The organism is Rhizobium sp. 2MFCol3.1, from assembly GCF_000377565.1.
Taxonomy (GTDB): Bacteria; Pseudomonadota; Alphaproteobacteria; order Rhizobiales; family Rhizobiaceae; genus Rhizobium.
The window spans coordinates 229,170-250,976 of sequence record NZ_KB898353.1 but is presented as its reverse complement, the minus strand read 5'-3'; the positions used below and the strand labels follow the sequence as shown (position 1 = coordinate 250,976).

Genomic DNA, 21,807 nt, shown 5'->3' with positions numbered 1-21,807 from the left:
GCTTGAGATGACGAAGAAGACGTTTGGGGAGAGGACACTGGGGGACTGGCAGGCGCTTGCCGAAAAGGAGCTTCGCGCCTCGCCTGATACGCTCGTGTGGAAAACACCCGAGGGGATAGACGTCAAGCCGCTCTACACAGAAGCCGATCTGGACGGTGTCTCGCAGCCGGGCTCGCTTCCGGGCTTCGCGCCCTTCACTCGCGGTCCGCGCGCCACCATGTATGCTGGCCGGCCCTGGACGATCCGGCAATATGCCGGCTTCTCGACCGCCGAGGCATCCAACGCGTTCTACCGCAAGGCGCTGGCATCAGGTCAGCAGGGCGTCTCCGTCGCCTTCGATCTGGCCACCCATCGCGGCTATGACAGTGACCATCCGCGCGTCGAGGGCGATGTCGGCAAGGCGGGCGTGGCGATCGACAGCGTCGAGGACATGAAGATCCTCTTTGACGGAATTCCGCTGGAGAAGGTCTCGGTGTCGATGACGATGAACGGCGCGGTCATTCCGATCCTTGCGAATTTCATCGTCGCCGGTGAGGAGCAGGGCGTGTCGCGGGCCGCCCTTTCCGGCACCATCCAGAACGACATCCTCAAGGAGTTCATGGTCCGCAACACCTACATCTATCCGCCCGAGCCCTCGATGCGGATCGTCGCCGATATCATCGAATACACCTCCAGGGAGATGCCGCGCTTCAACTCGATCTCGATCTCCGGCTATCACATGCAGGAGGCGGGCGCGACGCTGGTACAGGAGCTTGCCTTCACGCTGGCCGATGGGCGCGAGTATGTGCGGGCGGCGATTGCCAAGGGTCTCGACGTCGACGAGTTCGCCGGCCGCCTGTCCTTCTTCTTCGCGATCGGCATGAACTTCTTCATGGAAGCGGCCAAGCTGCGTGCGGCGCGGCTGCTCTGGACGCGGATCATGGAAGAGTTCACGCCGAAGAAGGCGTCGTCGCTGATGCTGCGCACGCATTGCCAGACGTCGGGCGTCTCGCTGCAGGAGCAGGATCCCTATAACAACATCATCCGCACCGCCTTCGAGGCGATGTCGGCCGTGCTCGGCGGCACGCAATCGCTGCACACCAATTCCTTCGACGAGGCGATCGCGCTCCCCACCGAATTCTCCTCGCGCATCGCCCGCAACACCCAGCTGATCCTCCAGCACGAGACGGGCGTCACCAAGGTGGTCGATCCGCTGGCCGGATCCTACTATGTCGAGAGCCTGACGAACGAGCTTGCCGAAAAGGCCTGGGCGCTGATCGAAGAGGTCGAGGCACTCGGGGGGATGACGAAGGCCGTGAACGAAGGGTTGCCGAAGCGGCTGATCGAGGAAGCCGCAACCCGGCGGCAGGCGGCGGTCGACAAAGGCGACGAGATCATCGTCGGCGTCAACAAGTACCGGCTGGAAAACGAAGAGCCGATCGACATCCTCGATATCGACAACAGCGCCGTGCGGGCCTCGCAGATCAAGCGTCTGGAAGAGACGCGCCGCCGCCGCGATCCGGCAAAGGTGGCGGAAACGCTGGACCGGCTGCGCGAAGTGGCTGAGAGCGGCAAGGGCAATCTGCTCGAGGCTGCGGTCGAGGCGGCGCGGGCGCGTGCAAGCGTCGGCGAAATCTCGGATGCGATGCGCAGCGTTTTCGGCGACCACACCGCCGAGCCCGAGGTCGTGAAAAACGTCTATGGCAATGCCTATAGCGACGAGCCGGAGCTGCAGCAGTTGCGCACGCGAATGACAGCGATTTCCGAAGCACTGGGTGGAGCGCCGAAAATCATGGTCGCGAAGCTTGGGCAGGATGGCCACGACCGCGGCGCCAAAGTCATCGCCTCGGCCTTCGGCGATATCGGCTTCGACGTGCTGGCGGGCCCGTTGTTCCAGACGCCGGAGGAAGCGGCGAACCTCGCGATATCGAGCAAGGTGCATGTGGTCGGCATGTCGTCATTGGCCGCCGGCCACAAGACGCTGGCGCCGCAACTGATCGAGGTGCTGAAGGCGAAGGGCGCCGAAAACATCATCGTCGTGGTCGGCGGGGTCATCCCCCGGCAGGACTATGCCTTTCTCACCGAGCATGGCGTGGCGGCGGTGTTCGGCCCCGGAACCAACGTCATGGACGCCGCCAATTCCGTGCTCGACCTCCTTGAAGGCAAGCGCCGCAACCGGTGAGTTGGTCGTCTAACCGGTCGCCAGCTTCGGCCGCTAATATAAAGCGCTGGGTTGCGCTCCGCACCACTTCCCCAAGTCGATGTTTCCGCTACATAACTGGCGGGAGCAACCGGTCGACGTCCATGAAACCTGATGAATTTGATTTTCTCGCCCATGACGGCGAGCTCGCCCGGCTTATCCGTGGCTTCGACTGGGAGAAGACCTCTCTTGGTCCACTAGCGCTATGGCCGAACGCCGTGAAGGTCACGACCTCGACCATTCTGCAGTCGCCGGTGCCGATCGTGACACTCTGGGGCGAAGACGGCGTCATGATCTATAATGATGCCTATTCGGTCTTCGCCGGCGGCCGGCATCCGCAGCTTCTGGGATCGAAGGTGCGCGAGGGTTGGCCCGAGGTCGCCGATTTCAACGACAATGTCATGAAGGTCGGATTGGCCGGCAAGACGCTCGCCTATCAGGATCAGGAGCTGACACTGTTCCGCACAGGCAGGCCCGAACAGGTCTTCATGAACCTCGACTATTCGCCCGTCATGGATGAGGACGGCCGTCCGTGCGGGGTGATCGCGATCGTGGTCGAGACGACCGCCAAGGTGGCAGCCGAGCGCTGGCGCAATGGCGAGCAGGAGCGACTGCGGCGCATGTTCGAGCAGGCGCCCGGCTTCGTCGCGATGATGCACGGCCCCCACCATGTCTTCGAGCTGACCAACGCGGCCTATAACCAGCTCGTCGGCGGGCGCGATGTCGTCGGCATGTCGGTGCGCGATGCGTTGCCGGAGCTTCGCGGGCAGGGTTATTACGAGTTGCTCGATCAAGTCTACACATCGGGCGTCGCCTATGAGGGGCGGGCGCTGCCGGTTGATCTGCAGGCCTCGCCCGACGATCCGGTCGAACGCAAATATGTCGATCTCGTCTATCAACCGGTAACGGAACCTGATGGCAGCATCGTCGGCGTTTTCGTGCAAGGGTCCGATGTCACCGACCGCGTCGCGGCGGAGGAGGGGCTGCGGGCATCCGAGCGGCAGAGCCGCCAGATCATGGACGGCGCCATCGACTACGCCATTCTCGCGCTCGATCTTGATGGGATCATCCTGCGCTGGAACGAGGGCGCGCGCCGCATCTTCGGCTGGACCGAAGACGAGGTCGCCGGCAAGCATTGGCAACTGCTCTTCACGCCCGAGGATCGCGCCGCCGACAAGGCGAGCGAGGCGATGGCCGCGGCACTCAGGCAGGGCAACGCCCACCACGACCGGTGGCACCTGCGCAAATCCGGCGAACGCTTCTGGGCCAATGGCGAGATCCGCCCGATCCGCGACGAGGACGGAACGCCCGTCGGCCTGGTCAAGGTTTTGCGCGACCGCACGGAAGAACACCTGACGGCGCAGGCGCTGAGCGACGCCGAGGCGCGGTTGCGCCGAGCGCAGGAGGCGGGCGGCGTCGGCGTGTTTTCGCTCGATCTGGAAACCAATGTCCTCAACGCCACGCCGGAATTTTGCAAGATCTACGGCTATGAAGATGCCGGCGACGTCCGCATCGAGACGTTGGAAGGGCTGATCGTCGAAGAAGACCGCGAGATCAGCTCCAACGGCAGGACGCGGGCGGCGGGCGCCTCGCCCTTGAACGTCGAGTATCGCATCCGCCGCGCCGACAACGGCCAGAAGCGCGTCATCGCCCGCAAGGGAGAGTTCGAACGCGACGCCAGCGGCAAGCCGTTGCGCTTCGTGGGCGTCGTGCAGGATGTGACCGACCGGCGCAAGGCGCAGCGCGAACTGAGGGAAAGCGAGGCCCGCTTCCGCGCGCTCGCCCAGGCGATCCCCAATCACGTCTGGACCGCGCGGCCCGATGGACAGCTCGATTGGTTCAACGAGCGCGTCTACGAATATGCCGGTGCCGCACCCGGCGAGCTCGACGGTGGCGCCTGGACCAAGATCGTCCACCCCGACGATTTCACCGCCATGGCCGACCGCTGGCGATCCGCCTTGTCGTCGGGTCAGGCTTATGAGATCGACCTCAGGCTGCGGCGCTCCGATGGTTCCTATCGGTGGCACATCGCCCGCGCGGTACCGTCGCGCGACGAGGATGGCCGCGTTTTCCGCTGGATCGGCACCAATACCGACATCGAGGACCAGCGCGAGACGCGCGCGAAGCTCGAGGCGCTGAACGAAACGCTCGAGCAGCGCGTCGCCGAGCGCACTGCCGACCGAGACCGGATGTGGCGGTTGTCGACCGATATCATGCTGGTCGCCGATTTCGAGGCCAAGATAACGGCGGTCAATCCGGCATGGAAGACAGTCTTCGATTGGGAGGAGAGCGAGCTCATCAATCGGTCGTTCCTCGATTTCATCCATCCCGAGGATATGGCGACGACGCTGGCCGAAATCGGCAAGCTCAGCGAGGGCGCGACAACCTTCTCATTCGAAAATCGTTACCAGGCTAAGGACAAGAGCTACCGCACGATATCCTGGACCGCGGTTCCCTATGACGCGTCCATCCATGCGGTCGGCCGCGACGTGACGGAAGAACGCGAGGCGGCGATCGCGCTGCGCAACACCGAGCTTGCCCTGCAGCAGGCCCAGAAGATGGAGGCCATCGGCAACCTCACCGGCGGCGTCGCGCATGACTTCAACAATCTGCTGCAGGTGGTGGCGGGCAATCTCCAGCTCCTGTCGCGCGATGTTATCGGCAACGACAAGGCACAGCGCAAGATCACCAATGCGCTGGCCGGCGTGGAACGCGGCGCCAAGCTCGCGGCTCAGCTTCTGGCCTTCGGCCGCCGGCAGGCGCTCGATCCCCGCGTCGTCAATGCCGGCCGGCTGATCCGCGGCATGGACGAGATGATCCGGCGGACGATCGGCGAAGGCGTCGAGGTGGAGACGGTCGTCTCGGGCGGATTGTGGAACACGCTGGTCGACCCCATGCAGATCGAAAACGCGCTGCTCAATCTCGCGATCAATGCCCGTGATGCGATGGAGGGGTTCGGCAATCTGACGATCGAGGCCGGCAACGCCTATGTCGACGACGCCTATGCAAGGCAGCATCAGGATGTCGTGCCCGGCCAGTATGTGTCGATTTCGGTGACCGATACCGGGTCGGGCATCTCTGCCGATCTTCTGGACAAGGTGTTCGAGCCGTTCTACTCGACGAAGCCGGAGGGGAAGGGCACGGGGCTCGGCCTCTCCATGGTCTATGGTTTCGTCCGCCAGTCGGGCGGCCATGTGAAGATCTATAGCGAGGTCGGACACGGAACGACGGTGAAGATGTATCTGCCTCGTTCGCTGCAGCAGGAAGACTTGCAGGTCATCGATCCGCATGCCCCTGTCGAAGGCGGACCTGAGACCATTCTCGTCGCCGAGGATGATGAGGGCGTGCGCACCACCGTGGTCGAAATGCTGCAGGAACTCGGCTACCGCGTTCTGAAGGCAGGCGATGCGGCGGCTGCGCTCTCCGTCATCGAGAGCGGTATTCATATCGACATGCTCTTCACCGATGTCGTCATGCCCGGATCGCTGAAAAGCAGCGAGATGGCGAAGAAGGCGAAGGAGCGGCTACCTGGCCTCGCCGTTCTCTTCACCTCCGGCTACACCGAAAATTCCATCGTTCACGGCGGCCGGCTCGATCCCGGCGTGCAGCTGCTCTCCAAGCCCTACACGCGCGAGGCGCTTGCCCGCAAGATCCGGCATGTCATCGACGAAACGCAGAAAAACGCGGAGCGCCGAAAGGAGACGTCCATCTCCGCCATGCCCGCGCCCGTCTCGCCGGCGGCGTCGCAGGCGCTGCGCGTGGTTCTGGTCGAGGACAATGCGCTGATCCGGATGGCGACCGCCGATATGCTGGCCGAACTCGGCCATGAGGTGCTTGAGGCCGAATCCGCCGAGGAGGCGCTGCCGCTCTTTGGCAGCGAACCGATCGATGTGCTGGTGACCGATCTCGGTCTTCCCGGCATGTCCGGAGACGATTTCTGTCGCGAGGTGCGCAAGCGCTGGCCTGAGATCGGCATCGTTTTCGCGACGGGTTCGGAGAAGAAGCCAGAGATGGACGACAGTTCCAGGACGGTTCTGCTGCTCAAGCCACACGGGCTGGATGAGCTGAAGAATGCCTTGGACGCTGTCGGGGGAACGAGCTGAGCGGGCGATGCCGCTCGGCAACGGTCGGCGAGCGATACTCTGCTCTCAAGGTTTCAAAGCGGACGGCCAAACCCTGGCCGTCCGCTTTTTCAATTGACCAGTGTGGCCCTTATCGAGCGCCCGCCTGCAAGCCGGCCGCATCCGACAGGATCGCGGTCGCCTCGTTCAGGAGAACGTCCTTGGCCTTCTTGCGCGCATTCTCGAGCGCGATATCGGCCGTCAGGCTGCGCTCGTTGGATTGCAGGCCATCGTCGTTGGTGGTGTCGACGCCATCATCCAGCTGTGCGCGCGACTTCAAGCGGTTTTCGCGTGCGGTCAGTTCCTTGCGGCGGTCGGCTTCGTTGAGCGAGATCACGCCCTTGTCGCGCTGCGCCTTCAGTTCGGCAACGTCCTCGATAAGACGCTGGAAGTCCGGGTCGGTCTCCACACGCTTGTCGTGAAGGGCCTGCAGCTTCGGCAGTTCCGCCTTGAGGTTGCCGGACTGCTTGTAGCGCGCGGGCTTGATCTGCGCCCAGGGGAGCGCGTTGTCATAGCTGGTTTCGCCGAACGTCTTCGGGTCGGAGAGACCGGGCAGGGCTATGTCGGGGGTTACGCCGCGCAGCTGCGTCGTGCCGCCGTTGACGCGGAAGAACTGCGCGATCGTCAGCTTCAGCTCGCCGAATTTCGGCTTGTCGTTGCGCGCCACCTGGTCGAGATTGACCACGGTCTGCACGGTGCCCTTGCCGAAGCTAGGCTCGCCGATGATCACGCCGCGACCATAGTCCTGGATGGCGGCCGCGAAGATCTCGGAAGCGGAAGCCGAGCCGCGATTGATCAGCACGCCGACCGGGCCGGTCCATGCCGGTGTCGGCAGATCGTCGCTTTGAACCTCGACCTTGCCATCGGCGCCGCGCTGCTGGACCACCGGGCCCTTGCCGACGAACAGGCCGGTGAGGTCGATCGCTTCGGCGAGCGAACCGCCGCCATTGTTGCGCAGGTCGATCAGCACGCCGTCGACATTGTCCTGCTTGAGCTCGGTCAGCAGCTTGGCGACGTCGCGGCTGGCGCTTCTATAGTCTTTGTCGCCCTTTCGGCGTGCTTCGAAGTCTTCGTAGAAGGCCGGCAGCGTGATCACGCCGATCTTGCGGGTGACGTCGCCGTCCTTGACAGGGAGAACGGCCTTCTTGGCCGCCTGCTTTTCGAGGCTGATCTTGTCGCGCACGAGGCTGATGACGCGGTGGCCGCCATCGGCGCCGGCATCGGCGGGCAGGATATCCAGGCGGACGATCGAATCCTTCGCGCCGCGGATCAACTGCACGACCTCGTCGAGGCGCGTGCCCATCACTTCCTTGATCGGGCCGTCGGCGCCCTGGCCGACACCCGTGATGCGGTCGCCGACCGCGAGCTTGCCGGAGAGCTGCGCGGGGCCGCCCGGAACGAGTTCGCGGATGGTCGTGTAATCATCACGCTCCTGCAGCACTGCGCCGATACCGACAAGCGAAAGCTTCATCGAAATATCGAAATCGGCCGATGCGGTGGCGCCGAAGTAGTCGGTATGCGGATCGATCGAGGTCGAATAGGCGTCCATGAAGGACTGGAAGACGTCGTCGCTCTTGTATTTATAGGCGCGCTCGAGCGCGTTCTTGTAGCGCTTGTCGAGCGTGTCGCGAATGGTGGCTTCGGTCTGGCCGCCGAGTTTCAGGCGCAGCCAATCGGCCTTCACCCGCTTGCGCCAGAGATCGTTGCTCTCGGCCTCGGATTGCGGCCAGGGTTTGTCGTCGCGCACCAGCGCGTAGTCTTCCTGCGCGGTGAAATCGAAGCCCTTCTTCAGGAGATCGCGGGCATAGGTCATGCGATCGACAATGCGCTGTTCGTACAGGTTGAAGATCGAGAAGGGGAGCTTGAGGTCTTCCGTCTTGATCGCGTCGTCGATCTTGGTGCTGTCGGCCATAAAGGTGTTGATGTCGGACTGCAGGAAGATCATCCGATCCGGATCGAGCGACTTGATGAAGCGGTCCATGATCTTGACGGAGAGGTTGTCGTCGAGCGCGACCGGCCGATAGCTGTAGCGCGTCAAGAATTGCGCGCTCAGCTGCGCCGCCTGTTCCTGCTGCTTTTGCGGCGCCAGAACCGGCACCGGTCCCATGTCCAGCGCATGAGCCGTGGGCGCAATCGCCAGGAGAATGCCGAGGAAACCGTATTTAATGCGCATCAAGCTCTGATCCAATTCCGACTGCTCGCGTTTGTCTACAATGTAGGTGGAGCAATTATGGTTTTTTAGCAACCGGGTTGATTGGACGGATAAACGCTGACGTCGATATCATCTACAACTTTTGGTGAGACAGGCGTTATGGCGGGCACACTTGCGAGGATAAGGACCATGCGGCGCATCAGAAGCGCGGCGGCTCAATGTCCTTGGAGCGGTATGCCGCGATCGCCGTATTGGCCATCAGCATGGCGATCGTCATCGGCCCGACGCCGCCGGGAACCGGCGTTATCGCACCCGCGATCTCGCTGCATTCCTCAAATGCCACGTCGCCGACCAAGTGGGTCTTGCCCTCGGCATTGCCCTCCACCGGCACGCGGTTGATGCCGACATCGATCACCGTTGCTCCAGGCTTCACCCAATCCCTGCCGACCATCCGCGCCCGGCCAACCGCCGCAACGAGAATATCCGCCGTGCGGCAGATCGCGGGCAGATCCCGCGTGCGGGAGTGCGCCGTGGTTACGGTCGCATTGGCGGCAAGCAGAAGCGCCGACATCGGCTTGCCGAAGAGGTTCGATCGGCCGATAACGACGGCGCTGAGCCCCGAGAGATCGCTGCCATGGACGCCGCGAACGAGCACCATGGCGCCGGCGGGCGTGCAGGAAATCAGCCCTCCATCAAGATCGCCGGTCGCGAGCTTGCCGGCATTGACCACGTGCAGGCCATCGACATCCTTCTCCGGCCGGACCGACTGCGTGATTTTCTCGGCATCGAGATGGGACGGCAGCGGCAGTTGCACGAGGATGCCGTGCACGGCCTCATCCTCGTTCAGGCTTGCAACGAGGGCTGCGATTTCATCCTGCGTCGCGGTCACGGGAAGCGAATGCTGAATGGAAGTGAAGCCGCAATCCTTGGCCATCCGTCCCTTGGCGCCGACATAGGCGTGGCTCGCCGGATCGTCGCCGACGATGATCACCGCCAACCCCGGGGTCACGCCAACGCGATCACGCAAAGCTTCGGTCGCGGATTTCACGGATTGGATGACGGCGGCGGCAGATTGCCGGCCATCGATCAAGCGAGCAGCCATCGAAGACCTCTTTGGGAAGAGAATTATGGGAAAGTCGGGTGAAAGGGGCAGACGACGTTGTCGCCTGCCCGGTCACCTCACACGAGCGTCTTGGCGGCTGCCAGGACCTCTTCGCCGACATGAACCTCATGGCGGGTTTCCGGATATTTCCGGTCGCGGACATCGTCGGCGAACGCCCGGAATGCTTTCACGCGCAGTTCCTGCAGGCGTGCCTCTTCGGCGGCGAGATCGGCATATTGCTTGCCGTGGCGCGGCACGCGGCTCGTGCCGGTTCCGAGCACGTCGCAGGAAAACAGATATTGGGAATCGCAGACGGCGCCGCAGCCCATTCCAAGTGTGATCAGCGGTGTCGAGCGTGTGATCCACTCGGCGATCGCCACGGGGACAACTTCCATCTCGACCGCCCAGGCGCCGGCCTGCTCATAGTCCTTCACGCGACGATAGATCGATGCCGCCTCCTCAGGCGTCTTGCCGATCGAGCGGAAGTTCGTCCAAGTGGCCCAGCGCGGCACGAGGCCGACATGGCCGCTGACGGGAATGCCCTCCTTGGCCATCGCTTCCAGCAGGCGCAGCGAGCCGGCGAAGTAGATACAGCTGGCGCCAAGATCGAGCGCGCGAAAGCCTTCGCGGATGGCGCTCGATTCGTCGTGGATGGCGCCCTGCACATGGGCTGCCTGGATGAAGGCGGTGGGGGCTGCCTTGCGTATCCGGGGAAGCTGCTCGTCCACCTCGCAGGTGAACATCTCGATGCCGGCCTCGGCGGCTGCCGCTGCCTCCGACGGGCTATCGACATGCATGGTCAGGAATTGGCGCTTGCCCTTGAGCGCGCGCAGATCGGCTACGGTCAATGCACGGGTCATGCCTGGTTGCCTTCCTGCGCTTCCTTGCGGGCGTTTTCACGTTGCAGCTTCTTCTGCCAGCGCGCGTTCATCGCTTCATCGCCATCCTTGGTGCCGTCGTGCCAAGTGCCGAACCACTTGTCGAACGGGATCAGGCCATCGGCATAGTTCACCTCGAAATACTTGTGGTGGAGGTAGTGGGCATAGGCGTGCGTATCGAGCCCGCCTTCCTCGCCCGCCTCGATCTTGTCGAAGCCGACATGGCCGACCACCGCGCCGAGCGCCAGCGAATGCAGATTGTAGATGGCGACCAGCGGATGCGAGCATATCACCAGATGGATCAGTGCTTCACCGAAGAAGAGCAGGTGCTCGACCGGGTGCATGGCAAGCGATGACCACGGCGACGGATTGACCGAGTTGTGGTGGACCGAATGAACGAACTTGTAGAGTGCCGGAATGTGCAGCGCGCGGTGGATCGCGAAGAAGTAGGCTTCGTGGAACACGGGCACGAAGAGCACGATGCAGGCAAGCCAGACCGGATTGTCCTGGAACGTCGCCATCGGCACGTAGTTGTTGGCGAATGCCCAGAGCGTCACGACCTCGATCGCGGTCCAGATCGTAACGCCAGTGCCGACGCCGCGAATGATGCTGTCATAGGCCTGCGAGCCGAATAGGAAGACGGTGTTCTTCTTGTCGGCCGGGAAATTCGGATTGTACTTGAAGCGGTTTTCCTGGCGGCGAAGCTTGTAGAGCCGCAGCTCGATGACACCGTAGAACAGGAAGAACGCCGCGAGGTTGCGTGCGAAGATGAGCGCGATCCAGCCGACCGAGAAGGTCTTCGTCGTCTCGGTCCCCGGCGTCAGGAAAAACCAGAAGATCGCCGCGGTGACCATGAAGAAGGCGTTCCACGGAAAGAAGTAGTTCGGCAACCACTTCAGGAATTTCAGTGGGTTTGGCGGCAGCACGAAGACCGGTGCCGGCGTCAGCACGCCGTTCGGCGTCCAATGGCCTCTCTTGTCTCTCTTGCCGAATTTTGAATCGTCCATGACTTGCCTCCCGCATGCGTCATTGATTGGGTAAAGCCGGATTGTCTCCGGCGGGAGTGCCTTCGCCTCCTTGCGAACGCACGCGCCTTTGATGCTCTATCGTGACTCCGGCATCGCCTGGAGGCAAAGCCTATGATGATACTTTTGCATCATCGAAGCCGTGCGCGATCGCCTATCCCATGCGTTCCGACGCATAGGAACCGGGGCTCGCCGGAAAGACGATCGTGCGGTTGCCGTTCATGAACACCCGGTGGTGGATATGGGCGTGGATCGCTCGGGCCAGCACCTGGCTCTCGACGTCGCGGCCGATCGAGACGTAGTCCGGCGCCGACTGCGCATGCGTGATGCGGGCGACGTCCTGTTCGATGATCGGACCTTCGTCGAGATCGGCGGTGACGTAGTGCGCGGTGGCGCCGATCAGCTTCACGCCACGCTCGAACGCCTGCTTGTAGGGGTTCGCGCCCTTGAACGATGGCAGGAAGGAGTGGTGGATGTTGATGATCCGCCCCGACATCTTCTCGCAGACGGCATCCGAGAGCACCTGCATGTAGCGGGCGAGAACGATGAGCTCCGCCCCGGATTGCTCGACCACCTCAAGCAGGCGAGCCTCCGCCTGCGGCTTGTTGGCCTTCGTCACGTTGACATAGTGGAAGGGGATGTCGTGATTAACCACGACCTTCTGATAATCGAAGTGGTTGGAGACGACGCCGACGATATCGATCGGCAGCGCGCCGATCTTCCAGCGGTAGAGCAGGTCGTTCAGGCAATGGCCGAAGCGCGAGACCATGAGCAGCACCTTCATCTTGGCGCTGCTGTCATGGAATTCGCAGCTCATGTCGAAGGTCTTCCTGATCGGCTCGAAACCTGTGACGATCTCTTCGATCGGTGTGCCGGCCTCGCTGGCGAAGGTCAGCCGCATGAAGAACAGGCCGGTCTCAAGGTCATCGAACTGCGAGCTGTCGATGATGTTGCAGCCCTTGTCGGCGAGGAACCCGGCGATAGCAGCAACGACGCCGCGCGTGGACTGACAGGTGACGGTGAGAACGTGAGACTTCATGGGAATATCCAATTGCAGCCGACCCCGAAAGGGCAGCGGTTGAAACAAGGTTGGGGGCGAAGCCGAGCCCAAGGATGGGGCGGGATCAGGCCGCCAGCAGCGACTTCAGCTTGACGTCGGCCTGCGCGAGCGCTGCCGGATCGACGGTCTTGCCAGACGCGATCAGCATTTCCGCCAGCCGGATGTCGCGGGCGATGCCATTGCCCGGACCGATGCCGCTCGCCGAAAGCAGCCGCCCGTCGGCGCCGATCTGGAAGATGATGAAGGCGCCTTCGCCGACGTCGCGGCGAACGGAGGTGACGGCGCCCTCGGCAAGGCCTGCCACCTGAAGCGTCAGCTCGTATTGATCCGACCAGAACCACGGCACGGCGGTGATCCGCTCGTCCGCGCCCATGAGATTGGCTGCCGCGAGCATCGCCTGCTCCTGGGCGCTGCGCCAGGATTCAAGCCGGACGCGCCTTCCGCCGTAAACCGGGATCGGGAAGGAGCAGCAGTCGCCAGCGGCAAAAATGTCGGGGTCGGAGGTTTTAAGATGGTCATCGACCATGATGCCGTTTTCGATCGTCAGCCCCGCCTTTTCCGCGAGCTCGACATTCGGGATCGAACCGATGCCAATGACCGCGATGTCGGCATCAATCGTCCGGCCGCCGGTGAGGCTGATCGAGACGCCATCGGCACCGATCTCGAAGGTCTCGATCCGGCTTTCGCACAGAATCTCGACGCCCGCCGTCTTGTGACGCGAGGCCACCGCATGGGCGATATCCTCGGGCACGCCGCGCGAGAGGATGCGCGCCAAGCCCTCGATCAGGGTGACGGTGGCGCCAAGGCCGCGCGCGATCGCCGCGAGCTCGAGGCCGATGAAGCCGCCGCCGACGATGGCAAGCCGGCTACCCTCATGCAGATGGCGCTTGATTGCCAGCGCATCGGCATGGGTGCGAAGCGTCAGCACGCGCTCGGAGCGTTCGGCAATGCCGGGAAGCGGACGCGGGCGGGCGCCGGTCGCAAGCAGCAGCTTGTCATAGGCGAGCGTCGTTCCGTCCGAAAGCTCGACGGTCTTTTTTGATCGGTCGATCGCGATCGCGTCGGCGCCCAGGCGCACATCGATACCGCGCTCCTTGTAGCCAGCGCCATCCATGATGAACTTCGGATCGGCGCCCTCGAGGATACCGTTCTTCGACAGCGGCGGTCGCTCGTAGGGGTGAAGCGCCTCTGCGCCCACAAGCGTGATCGTGCCGTCGAAATTGCGCTCGCGCAGTTGCAGCGCGGCACGTCCGCCGCACTCGCCGGCGCCAATGATAACGATAGAGGACATGGCTGTCTCCGTACGACCGGTTCGCTTGATGTCAGGCTGGAATCGCGAGCAGGACTTCGCCCGCTTCTATCTTCGCCTGATAGGTGTTGAGGCTCTTGCAGGCCGGCGGCCGGCGCGGCGTGCCGGTGCGGTAGTCGAAGGCACCCGAATGCTTGGGACATTCGATCTCGTAATCCATCACTAGGCCGTCGGCGAGGTGGATGGCCTCGTGCGAGCAGAGGCCGTCGGTGCAGAAGACCTCGTCTTCAGGTGAGCGGTAGACTGCATAGGTGCGACCGCCATGGTCGAAGCGTATGACGCCTTCCTGCTCGATGTCGTCAAGGCGACAGGCCGATACCCAATTCATGATGTGCCTCCTCACTAGGCTCGGCGTTCGCCGAGATATTGAGCCCGCTCACGGCGGGCCGATACGGTCTTTCCAAACCGGCGGATCCTCCTCAGGCCCGCCGCAGTCATCTCGATCTAGGCTTCGACCCGCTGCGGCTGGCCCGTCGCAAGCGAGCGCTGCACCGCCTGGGCGATCCTGTGCGCTGAAAGCGCGTCCTCGCCCGAAACCGCGACCGGCCGTCCCTCGCGAACCGCGTCGACAAAGGCCTGAAGCTCGCCGGAAAACGCGCCTTCGTAGCGCTGCAGGAAGAACGGCAGCGGATTGGGCTGCGTCTGTCCCTGCGCCGATCGCGTGACGACCCGGGCTGGCGTCATGTTTTCGCTCTCCAGCGATGCGTCCGATCCGAGAACCTCGACGCGCTGGTCGTAGCCATAGGGCGTGGCGCGGGTATTCTCGATGGTGCCGATCGCTCCGGAGCGGAATTTTAGCATGATCGTCGCGATATCGATATCACCGGCCTTGCCGATCTCGGGGTCGATCACGCAGCCGCCGAATGCCGATACTTCGACCACTTCGTCGCCGGATAGAAAGCGGGCGAGGTCGAAGTCGTGAATGGTCATGTCCATGATCATGCCGCCGGACGAGCGCACATAGTCGATCGACGGCGGCCAGGGATCGCGGGAGGTGATGCGGATCGAGCGAACCTGGCCGATGCTGCCCGATTGAACGGCCTCGCGCATCGCCACGGTATTGGCGTCGAAGCGCCGGTTGAAGCCGATCTGCAGCAGACGACCATTGTCGGCGCAAACGCGAATGGCTTCGGCAATTCCCTCTTCGTCGAGCGCGAGCGGCTTCTCGCACAGGATATGCAGGCCGGCCCGCGCCGCAAGCTTCACATGCTCCAGGTGGAGCGCGCTGGGAGAACCGATCACCACCGCCTCGGGCGCGCCTTCCGAAAACAGCGCTTCCAGGCTGCGCCGCGCGACAACGCCATACTGGCTTGCCAGCGTCTCGGCGCGTGCGGCGTCGGCGTCGAAAACGCCGGTCACGTCCACGCCGCGCACCCTGCGCGTCAGGTTGGAGAGGTGAACCTCGCCGATGCGGCCGGCGCCGATAACCGCAACGCGAACGGTGCGTGAAGACGACACGGCGGGATGTGATGGATCAGTCATGATTTCGATGCTTCCTGTTCAGGCGCATGGCGCCTCTTCCTCCGAACATGACTGGAATATCCGTCCGCAGATGGCTTGGCGCAACGTCGATATTGACGCAATTGCATCATTCGCTAAGGTCCGGGGAAGGGAGCGAGGGAGGATGTTCCGTGGCGAGAAAGCCGAGCATGGAGGACGTCGCGGCGGCGGCCGGCGTTAGCCGGATCACTGTCGACAGGGTGCTGAACGGTCGTGGCGGCGTGAAGCCGAAGACCGAGCAGCTGGTCATCGAAACCGCCAAGGCGCTCGGGGTCGATCGCGCGCTCAGCATGATCCCGACGCGCATTTTGCGCATCGGTGTGGTGCTGCAGAACAATGTGAATTCGTATTATGTGAAGCTGCGCGAAGGCTTCGTCCGCGCCGCGCAGCAATATAAGCGCTACAACATCCGCGTCACCTTCTGGTATTTCGAGCAGATCAAGGCCGACGCGGCGATCAAGACGCTGGCCAGAGCCGCCGCCGAGTGCGACGGCCTCGTCGTCATCCTGTTCGACGACCCGCAGGTGACGACCAAGGTGGAGGAGCTGTCGCGCAAGCTTCCCGTCGTCACGGTCGCGTCCGACCTGCCCGGCACCGGGCGCATCGATTATGTGGGATCGAATGCCATCCAGGAAGGGCGCACGGCGGGCGCGCTCATGGGACGCTTTCTTGGCGATGCCGGTGGCGACGTGGTCGTCATTGTCGGCCTTCACCAGCTCCTGGAGCATGACCAGCGTGCGGTCGGCTTCCGCGATATCGTGGGCCAGAATTATCCGAGCTGTCGGGTGGTCGAGACGTTCCAGAGCTATGAGCAGGAAAACATCCGCAAGGATTTTCGCGCTTTGCTGCGCCGGCATCCAGACCTGCGCGGCGTCTACAACATGTCGGTGGGCAACCCGGTTCTGGCCGAGGAGCTGAAGGCGATCGGAAAGGACCAGTCCGTCTGCGTCATCACCCACACGGTAACCCCGGAGCGGGTGGCGCTGATGAACGATGGCGTCGTCGATGCGATCATCGATCGCGAGCCCTTCATGGACGCCCGGCGGGCGATCGAAATCCAGCTCCACCATGCCGGCCGCTTTGCGGAGGAAGACATCACGCCACCCCAACGGCCGCAGATTTTTATCCGGGAAAACGTCCGGCTCGAGTGATTTGCAACCGCCGGTGCGTCCTGATTTGATGCAAAAGTATCATTTCTCTCATTGTCAGGCGCGGCCCCTCGCATCACCCTTACCAGCCAGAAAAGCGAACACGGAAGCGAAGGAGGTCGCGCCGCTGTTCCACGCAGCGGGCGTGCTCCGGTACCCCGCTTCACGATTTGGAGGGAGGACATGATGTTCGGCATCGACAAGAACGCAAGGCGGCAAGACTGTCCCGCCGCTGGCTGTCCCAGCATCTTCATGCAATTTCATAACCGCGACGCCGTTGCTCCCAAGCTTTCGGCCATTCGGCAATCCTGCCCGCTCGCTTCGCGACGGCATCGCTAGCCCGTCGCAGAACGACGACTGAACCCCTTTTTTCTAAGACTGTCGGCCGCTCCGCTCACACCGGAGATCGCGGTTCCGTGCCCGGTCGGCAGAGGAGAAGCTTATGAGTGAAGATGCTGAAGTGAGGGCGCCCGCGATGCTTATCGAGGCGCGCGGCATAGAAAAATCCTTCCCCGGCGTTCATGCCCTGCGCAGTGCCCGGTTCGATCTCGCCCGCGGTGAAGTCCACGCCCTGATGGGCGAGAACGGGGCTGGAAAATCCACGCTGATGAAGATCCTGACGGGCGTCTATCAGCCAGACGCCGGCGAGATCATCCTCGAAGGCGAGCCGGTTTCGCTGCATGGGCCGAAATCGGCGCAGGCAAAGGGCATCAGCATCATCCATCAGGAACTCTACCTGATGAACCACCTGACTGCGGCGCAGAACATTTTCATCGGCCGCGAGCCGCGCTTTGGCCTTGGCATGTTCGTCGACGAAACGGCGATGAACAAGGCGGCGGCGGCGCTCTTCAAGCGCATGAAGGTGGATATCGATCCGCAGGTCGAAGTTGGCGACCTCACCGTCGCGCGCCAGCAGCTGGTCGAAATCGCCAAGGCGCTGTCCTACGATTCCAAGGTGCTCATCATGGACGAGCCGACCTCGGCGCTGAACGAGACCGAGGTCGATCACCTGTTCGCCATCATCGAAGACCTGAAGTCGCAGGGCGTCGGCATCGTCTACATCACCCACAAGATGGACGAAGTCATGCGGATCGCGGACCGCATCACCATCATGCGCGACGGACAGTACATCGAGACGCTTCCCGCCAAGGAGACGCCGATGTCGAAGGTGATCTCGCTCATGGTCGGGCGTGAACTGGCCGACGCCACGCGCGCCGAAGGTGTGTCGACAGAGGAAGAGGTGCTGCGCGCCGTCGGCCTCAACCGCGGAAACGTCATCCGCGACGTGAGCTTCACGCTCCGCAAGGGCGAAATTCTGGGCTTCGCCGGCCTGATGGGGGCAGGGCGAACCGAAGTGGCGCGTGCGATCTTCGGCGCCGATCCGCTGGAATCCGGCGAGGTCCACGTTCACGGCAAGCGCGCTGCCATTCGCAGCCCGCAGGATGCGGTCCGCCTCGGCATCGCCTATCTCAGCGAAGACAGAAAGCATTTCGGCATCGTGACGCGCATGTCGGTCCGCGACAACGTCACCATGGCTTCCTGGCCGAGTTTCACCTGGGGCGGCGTCTTCATGCGCGACGGCGCGCTGGAGAAGGTCTCGGCCGAATACGTCAAGACGCTCAAGGTCAAGACCCCCTCGGTGGAGCAGGAAACCCGGCTTCTCTCAGGCGGCAATCAGCAGAAGGTGGTTATCGCCAAATGGCTGCTGCGCGATTGCGACATTCTCATATTCGACGAACCGACGCGCGGCATCGATATCGGCGCGAAGGCTGAAATCTACGCTCTGCTCCAGAAGCTGGCGGCACAGGGCAAGGCGATCATCGTGATTTCCTCGGAACTTCCGGAAATCCTGCGCCTGTCCCACCGCGTGGTGGTGATGTGCGAAGGCCGGATCACCGGCGAACTCGATGGCAATACCGCGACACAAGAAGCGATCATGACCCTGGCGACACGGCGCCAGGTAACGGCCGCGTAAAGGGAACACGAACATGACAGACGCAACCTTTCAACCCACCGCCGCTCACAAGCCGAGCTTCTTCTCGGCCGCGGCCTTGCAGAAGGCGGTCGCCTTCGTCGTGCTGATCGCGCTCCTCGCCTATTTCAGCATCGCCACCAACAACTTCCTGACGCAGGGCAACCTGATCGGCATCATGCAGGCGACCGCGGTCAACGGCGTGCTTGCCGTCGCCTGTACCTTCGTCATCGTCTCGGGCGGCATCGATCTTTCGGTCGGTACCTTGATGACCTTCTGTTCGGTCATAACCGGCGTGCTTCTGACTTTTCTCGGCCTACCGATGCCGCTCGGCATCATCGGTGCGCTTTTGACCGGCGCCTTCTGCGGCGCCATCTCCGGCATCGTCATCGCCAAGTTCAAGATCCCGCCCTTCATCGCCACGCTCGGCATGATGCTGATCCTGAAGGGGCTGTCGCTGGTCATCTCGGGCGTCAAGCCGATCTACTTCAACGATACGCCGAACTTCCCGATGATCTCGATCGACTCCTTCGTGGGCCAGATCGTGCCGGGTCTCGAAATTCCGAACGGCGTGCTGATCCTCTTCGTCGTCGCCATCATCGCCTCGATCATCCTCAACCGAACGCTGCTTGGCCGCTACATCTTCGCGCTCGGCAGCAATGAGGAAGCGGCGCGTCTTTCGGGCGTCAATGTCGACCGCTGGAAGATCGTCACCTATGCGCTCGGCGGTCTCGTCTGCGGCATCGCCGGCCTCCTCATCGCCTCGCGCCTCAACTCCGCGCAGCCGGCGCTCGGCCAGGGCTACGAGCTCGACGCCATCGCGGCTGTCGTCATCGGCGGCACTTCGCTCAGCGGCGGTCGCGGAACGGTGCTCGGAACCATCATCGGCGCCTTCATCATGTCGGTCCTGAACAACGGCCTGCGCATCATGGGCGTGGCGCAGGAATGGCAGATCGTCGTCACCGGAATCATCATCATCGTTGCCGTCTTCGTCGACATGATACTGCGCAAGAAAAACTAAGCAGGGAAGGGAGCAGCACAGGGGATTTCTGACTGTTTGGATACCACTTTCGCCGCCCGGAGGAGGGCGGCCACCATCAACGGAGGAAGACATACAATGAAACTGAAAACCGCAATCGCCGCACTCGGCCTCGCCTCGGCTCTGTCCGCGCCCGCCTTCGCGCAGGAACCCTATTTCGCGATCATCTCGAAGGGATTTCAGCACCAGTTCTGGCAGGCCGTGAAATCGGGCGCCGAACAGTCGGCGAAGAAGAATGGTGTCACCATCACCTTCGAGGCGCCGGAAACGGAAGCCATGATCGACAAGCAGATCGACATGCTGAACGCCGCGATCGCCAAGAAGCCGCAGGGCCTCGGTTTCGCAGCGCTGGACTCGCAGGCTGAAGTGCCGCTTCTGAAGAAGGCGCATGAGGCAGGCATCCCGATCGTGGCATTCGATTCCGGCGTCGACAGCGATCTGCCGCTCGCCACCTGCTCGACCGACAACCTGAAGGCAGCCGCTGCTGCCGCCGACAAGATGGCGGAAGCCGTCGGCAAGTCCGGCGAGATCGGCATGCTCGTCCACGACCAGACCAGCCAGACGGGCATTCAGCGTCGCGACGGCTTCAAGAACGAGATCGAGAGCAAATATCCCGATATCAAGATCGTCGACATCCAGTACGGTGGCGACCCGCTCGTCGCGACCGAAAGCGCCAAGGCCATGCTCGCCGCGCATCCTCAGATCAAGGGCATCTTCGCCTCCAACGAAGGCTCGGCGATCGGCCTCCTGCAGGCGGCGCGCGAAAGCAAGGCGAAGATCATCGCCATCGGCTTTGACTCCGGCAAGCAGCAGAAAGCCGCGATCGCCGACGGTTCCGAATATGGCGCCATCACCCAGAACCCCGTCGGGATCGGCGAATGCGTCGTCGATTCGCTTGCCAAGGCGATCAAGGGCGAGAAGCTCGACAAGGTCATCGACACCGGCTTCTACTGGTACGACAAGAGCAATCTAAGCGACCCGAAGGTTTCGGCCGTTCTCTACGATTGATCCTCCCCCGCGGTGGCCTTTTAACCGGGGCCACCGCCCGCTTTTCCGGTCCGCCCTCACGAACCATTGACGGCCTATCTTCTCCAGCGCCCATCCGGCCCCTCCAGCCCAAGGCGCACAAACGGCGGTACCAAGGCGACGTTCTCCCCGCCTCGGTGCCGCCGTTTTTCGTTTTCCGTTCCCCAGCGCAAACCTGCCCCGCACCCCGAAATTGGGAAAATGATGAGAAAACGTTTTCTCACGTTGACTTTGCATTTGGGAAACGCTTTTCTCACCTCCGCGAGAAGGAGGAGATCGCGTGGTCGCTCGGAGCAACCGTGTCACAATTCATGACGTCGCCAAGGCTGCGGGCGTCAGCGTTTCGACCGTGTCGAAGGCGCTGAACGATACCGGCCGGATGGCGTCGGAGACGCGCGAGAAGATCAAGTCGATCGCGGCTGACGTCGGCTTCCGGCCGAATGCTTTGGCGCGCAGCCTCCTCTTCAACAGAAGTTTCACGGTGGGGCTCCTCACCAACGATACCTATGGTCGCTTCACCCTGCCGCTGATGTCGGGGATTTCAGAAGCGCTGGTCGATCACGGCGTCTCGGTCTTTCTCTGCGCCATCGAGGATGATCCGGCACTCGCCAAGGTTCATGTCGATGCCATGCTGGACAAGCAGGTGGATGGCATCATCGCGACGGGCAAGCGGGTCGACAGGTCTCTCCCGGTCGATCTCGCTGGCCTGCCGGTGCCCGTCGTCTATGCCTTCACCGAGGGTGTGCCGGGAAGCGTCATCCTGACGGCGGATGATTCCGACGGCGCGCGGCTCGCCGTCGAGCGGCTTCGCAAGGTCGGGCGCAAAAGGATCGTCCATGTGACCGGTCCCGACAGCTTCGTCTCGGCCGTGGAGCGCGCCGATGCGTTTCGCCAGGCCGTCGGTCCGGATGCGCTCGTCATGCACGGAGCGTGGACGGAGGCCTGGGGGCATGAAGCCGTCACCATGCTTTGGGGCGGCGACAAGGAAACGCCCGACGGCATCTTTTGCGGCAACGACCAGATCGCGAGAGGCGTGGTGGATGCCTTGCGCGAGAAGGGCGTTCGCGTGCCCGAGGATGTGTCGATCATCGGTTTCGACAACTGGGAGATCTTCGCCGACCAGACGCGGCCTGCGCTGACGACGGTCGACATGAATTTGAAGGAGCTCGGTCGCACGGCCGGGCTGACGATCTTGGATCTTGCCGAGGGACGGGCTGTGGAGGCCGGACTGCGCAAGCTTCCATGCAAGCTGGTTGTTCGCCAGTCCTGTGGTGGAGACCGGGAAATCTAACGGGA

The 21,807-nt window shown here is 62.9% G+C and carries 15 protein-coding genes; 7 read left to right on the top strand and 8 right to left on the bottom strand.

The genetic code is table 11. The annotated features are described in order from the left end of the window. The first annotated feature begins 7 nt into the window (after positions 1 to 7). Together scpA and D460_RS0101130 are read left to right on the top strand one after the other, a co-directional pair. Positions 8 to 2,161 (top strand): methylmalonyl-CoA mutase, encoded by a 2,154-nt coding sequence (scpA, locus tag D460_RS0101135; protein WP_018896648.1) that lies wholly within the window; start codon positions 8 to 10, stop codon positions 2,159 to 2,161. 122 nt (positions 2,162 to 2,283) lie between these two features. Next, positions 2,284 to 6,282, top strand: a complete 3,999-nt coding sequence (locus D460_RS0101130) for a PAS domain S-box protein (RefSeq protein WP_018896647.1) — start codon at positions 2,284 to 2,286, stop codon at positions 6,280 to 6,282. A 109-nt stretch (positions 6,283 to 6,391) separates the two neighbouring features. Here the strand turns inward: D460_RS0101130 and D460_RS0101125 are convergent, their stop codons facing one another. The 8 genes from D460_RS0101125 to iolG all read right to left on the bottom strand — a co-directional run bounded on the left by D460_RS0101125 (position 6,392) and on the right by iolG (position 15,308). Further along, positions 6,392 to 8,473 (bottom strand): carboxy terminal-processing peptidase, encoded by a 2,082-nt coding sequence (locus D460_RS0101125; protein ID WP_018896646.1) that lies wholly within the window; start codon positions 8,471 to 8,473, stop codon positions 6,392 to 6,394. A gap of 178 nt (positions 8,474 to 8,651) precedes the next feature. Further along, entirely contained in the window at positions 8,652 to 9,554 is a 903-nt protein-coding gene (gene folD, locus D460_RS0101120; RefSeq protein WP_018896645.1) for a bifunctional methylenetetrahydrofolate dehydrogenase/methenyltetrahydrofolate cyclohydrolase FolD, read from the bottom strand. 77 nt (positions 9,555 to 9,631) lie between these two features. Beyond that, on the bottom strand, positions 9,632 to 10,414 hold the full coding sequence (locus tag D460_RS0101115; protein WP_018896644.1) for a 3-methyl-2-oxobutanoate hydroxymethyltransferase: 783 nt from the start codon (positions 10,412 to 10,414) through the stop codon (positions 9,632 to 9,634). Further along, positions 10,411 to 11,439 carry a sterol desaturase family protein gene (locus D460_RS0101110; RefSeq protein WP_018896643.1) on the bottom strand — a complete coding sequence of 343 codons (1,029 nt, stop codon included), beginning with the start codon at positions 11,437 to 11,439 and terminating at the stop codon, positions 10,411 to 10,413. Before D460_RS0101110 ends, D460_RS0101115 begins: the two co-directional genes overlap by 4 nt. Positions 11,440 to 11,611: 172 nt before the next feature. After that, entirely contained in the window at positions 11,612 to 12,496 is an 885-nt protein-coding gene (gene purU / locus D460_RS0101105) for a formyltetrahydrofolate deformylase (RefSeq protein ID WP_018896642.1), read from the bottom strand. 85 nt (positions 12,497 to 12,581) lie between these two features. Next, positions 12,582 to 13,808 (bottom strand): FAD-dependent oxidoreductase, encoded by a 1,227-nt coding sequence (locus D460_RS0101100; RefSeq protein WP_018896641.1) that lies wholly within the window; start codon positions 13,806 to 13,808, stop codon positions 12,582 to 12,584. Positions 13,809 to 13,839: 31 nt separating this feature from the next. Continuing rightward, positions 13,840 to 14,154, bottom strand: coding sequence for a MocE family 2Fe-2S type ferredoxin (locus tag D460_RS0101095; protein WP_018896640.1), 315 nt, complete (start codon positions 14,152 to 14,154; stop codon positions 13,840 to 13,842). 116 nt (positions 14,155 to 14,270) lie between these two features. Further along, the gene (iolG, locus tag D460_RS0101090; RefSeq protein ID WP_018896639.1) at positions 14,271 to 15,308 is read right to left on the bottom strand and encodes an inositol 2-dehydrogenase; all 1,038 of its coding nucleotides are present in this window, start codon (positions 15,306 to 15,308) and stop codon (positions 14,271 to 14,273) included. A 149-nt stretch (positions 15,309 to 15,457) separates the two neighbouring features. Between iolG and D460_RS0101085 the strand changes: the two genes are divergently transcribed. The 5 genes from D460_RS0101085 (at position 15,458) to D460_RS0101065 (ending at position 21,802) form a co-directional block, all read left to right on the top strand. Continuing rightward, complete coding sequence (locus D460_RS0101085; protein WP_026282660.1) at positions 15,458 to 16,477, top strand: LacI family DNA-binding transcriptional regulator; 1,020 nt, start codon at positions 15,458 to 15,460, stop codon at positions 16,475 to 16,477. Between the two features lie 439 nt (positions 16,478 to 16,916). Next, positions 16,917 to 18,449: a sugar ABC transporter ATP-binding protein gene (locus D460_RS0101080; RefSeq protein ID WP_018896637.1), complete on the top strand. Its 1,533-nt coding sequence runs from the start codon at positions 16,917 to 16,919 to the stop codon at positions 18,447 to 18,449. Positions 18,450 to 18,462: 13 nt separating this feature from the next. Next, positions 18,463 to 19,467, top strand: a complete 1,005-nt coding sequence (locus tag D460_RS0101075) for an ABC transporter permease (RefSeq protein ID WP_018896636.1) — start codon at positions 18,463 to 18,465, stop codon at positions 19,465 to 19,467. A gap of 96 nt (positions 19,468 to 19,563) precedes the next feature. Next, entirely contained in the window at positions 19,564 to 20,493 is a 930-nt protein-coding gene (locus D460_RS0101070; protein WP_018896635.1) for an ABC transporter substrate-binding protein, read from the top strand. A 298-nt stretch (positions 20,494 to 20,791) separates the two neighbouring features. Next, positions 20,792 to 21,802, top strand: coding sequence for a LacI family DNA-binding transcriptional regulator (locus D460_RS0101065; protein WP_018896634.1), 1,011 nt, complete (start codon positions 20,792 to 20,794; stop codon positions 21,800 to 21,802). The last annotated feature ends 5 nt before the right edge of the window (positions 21,803 to 21,807 follow it).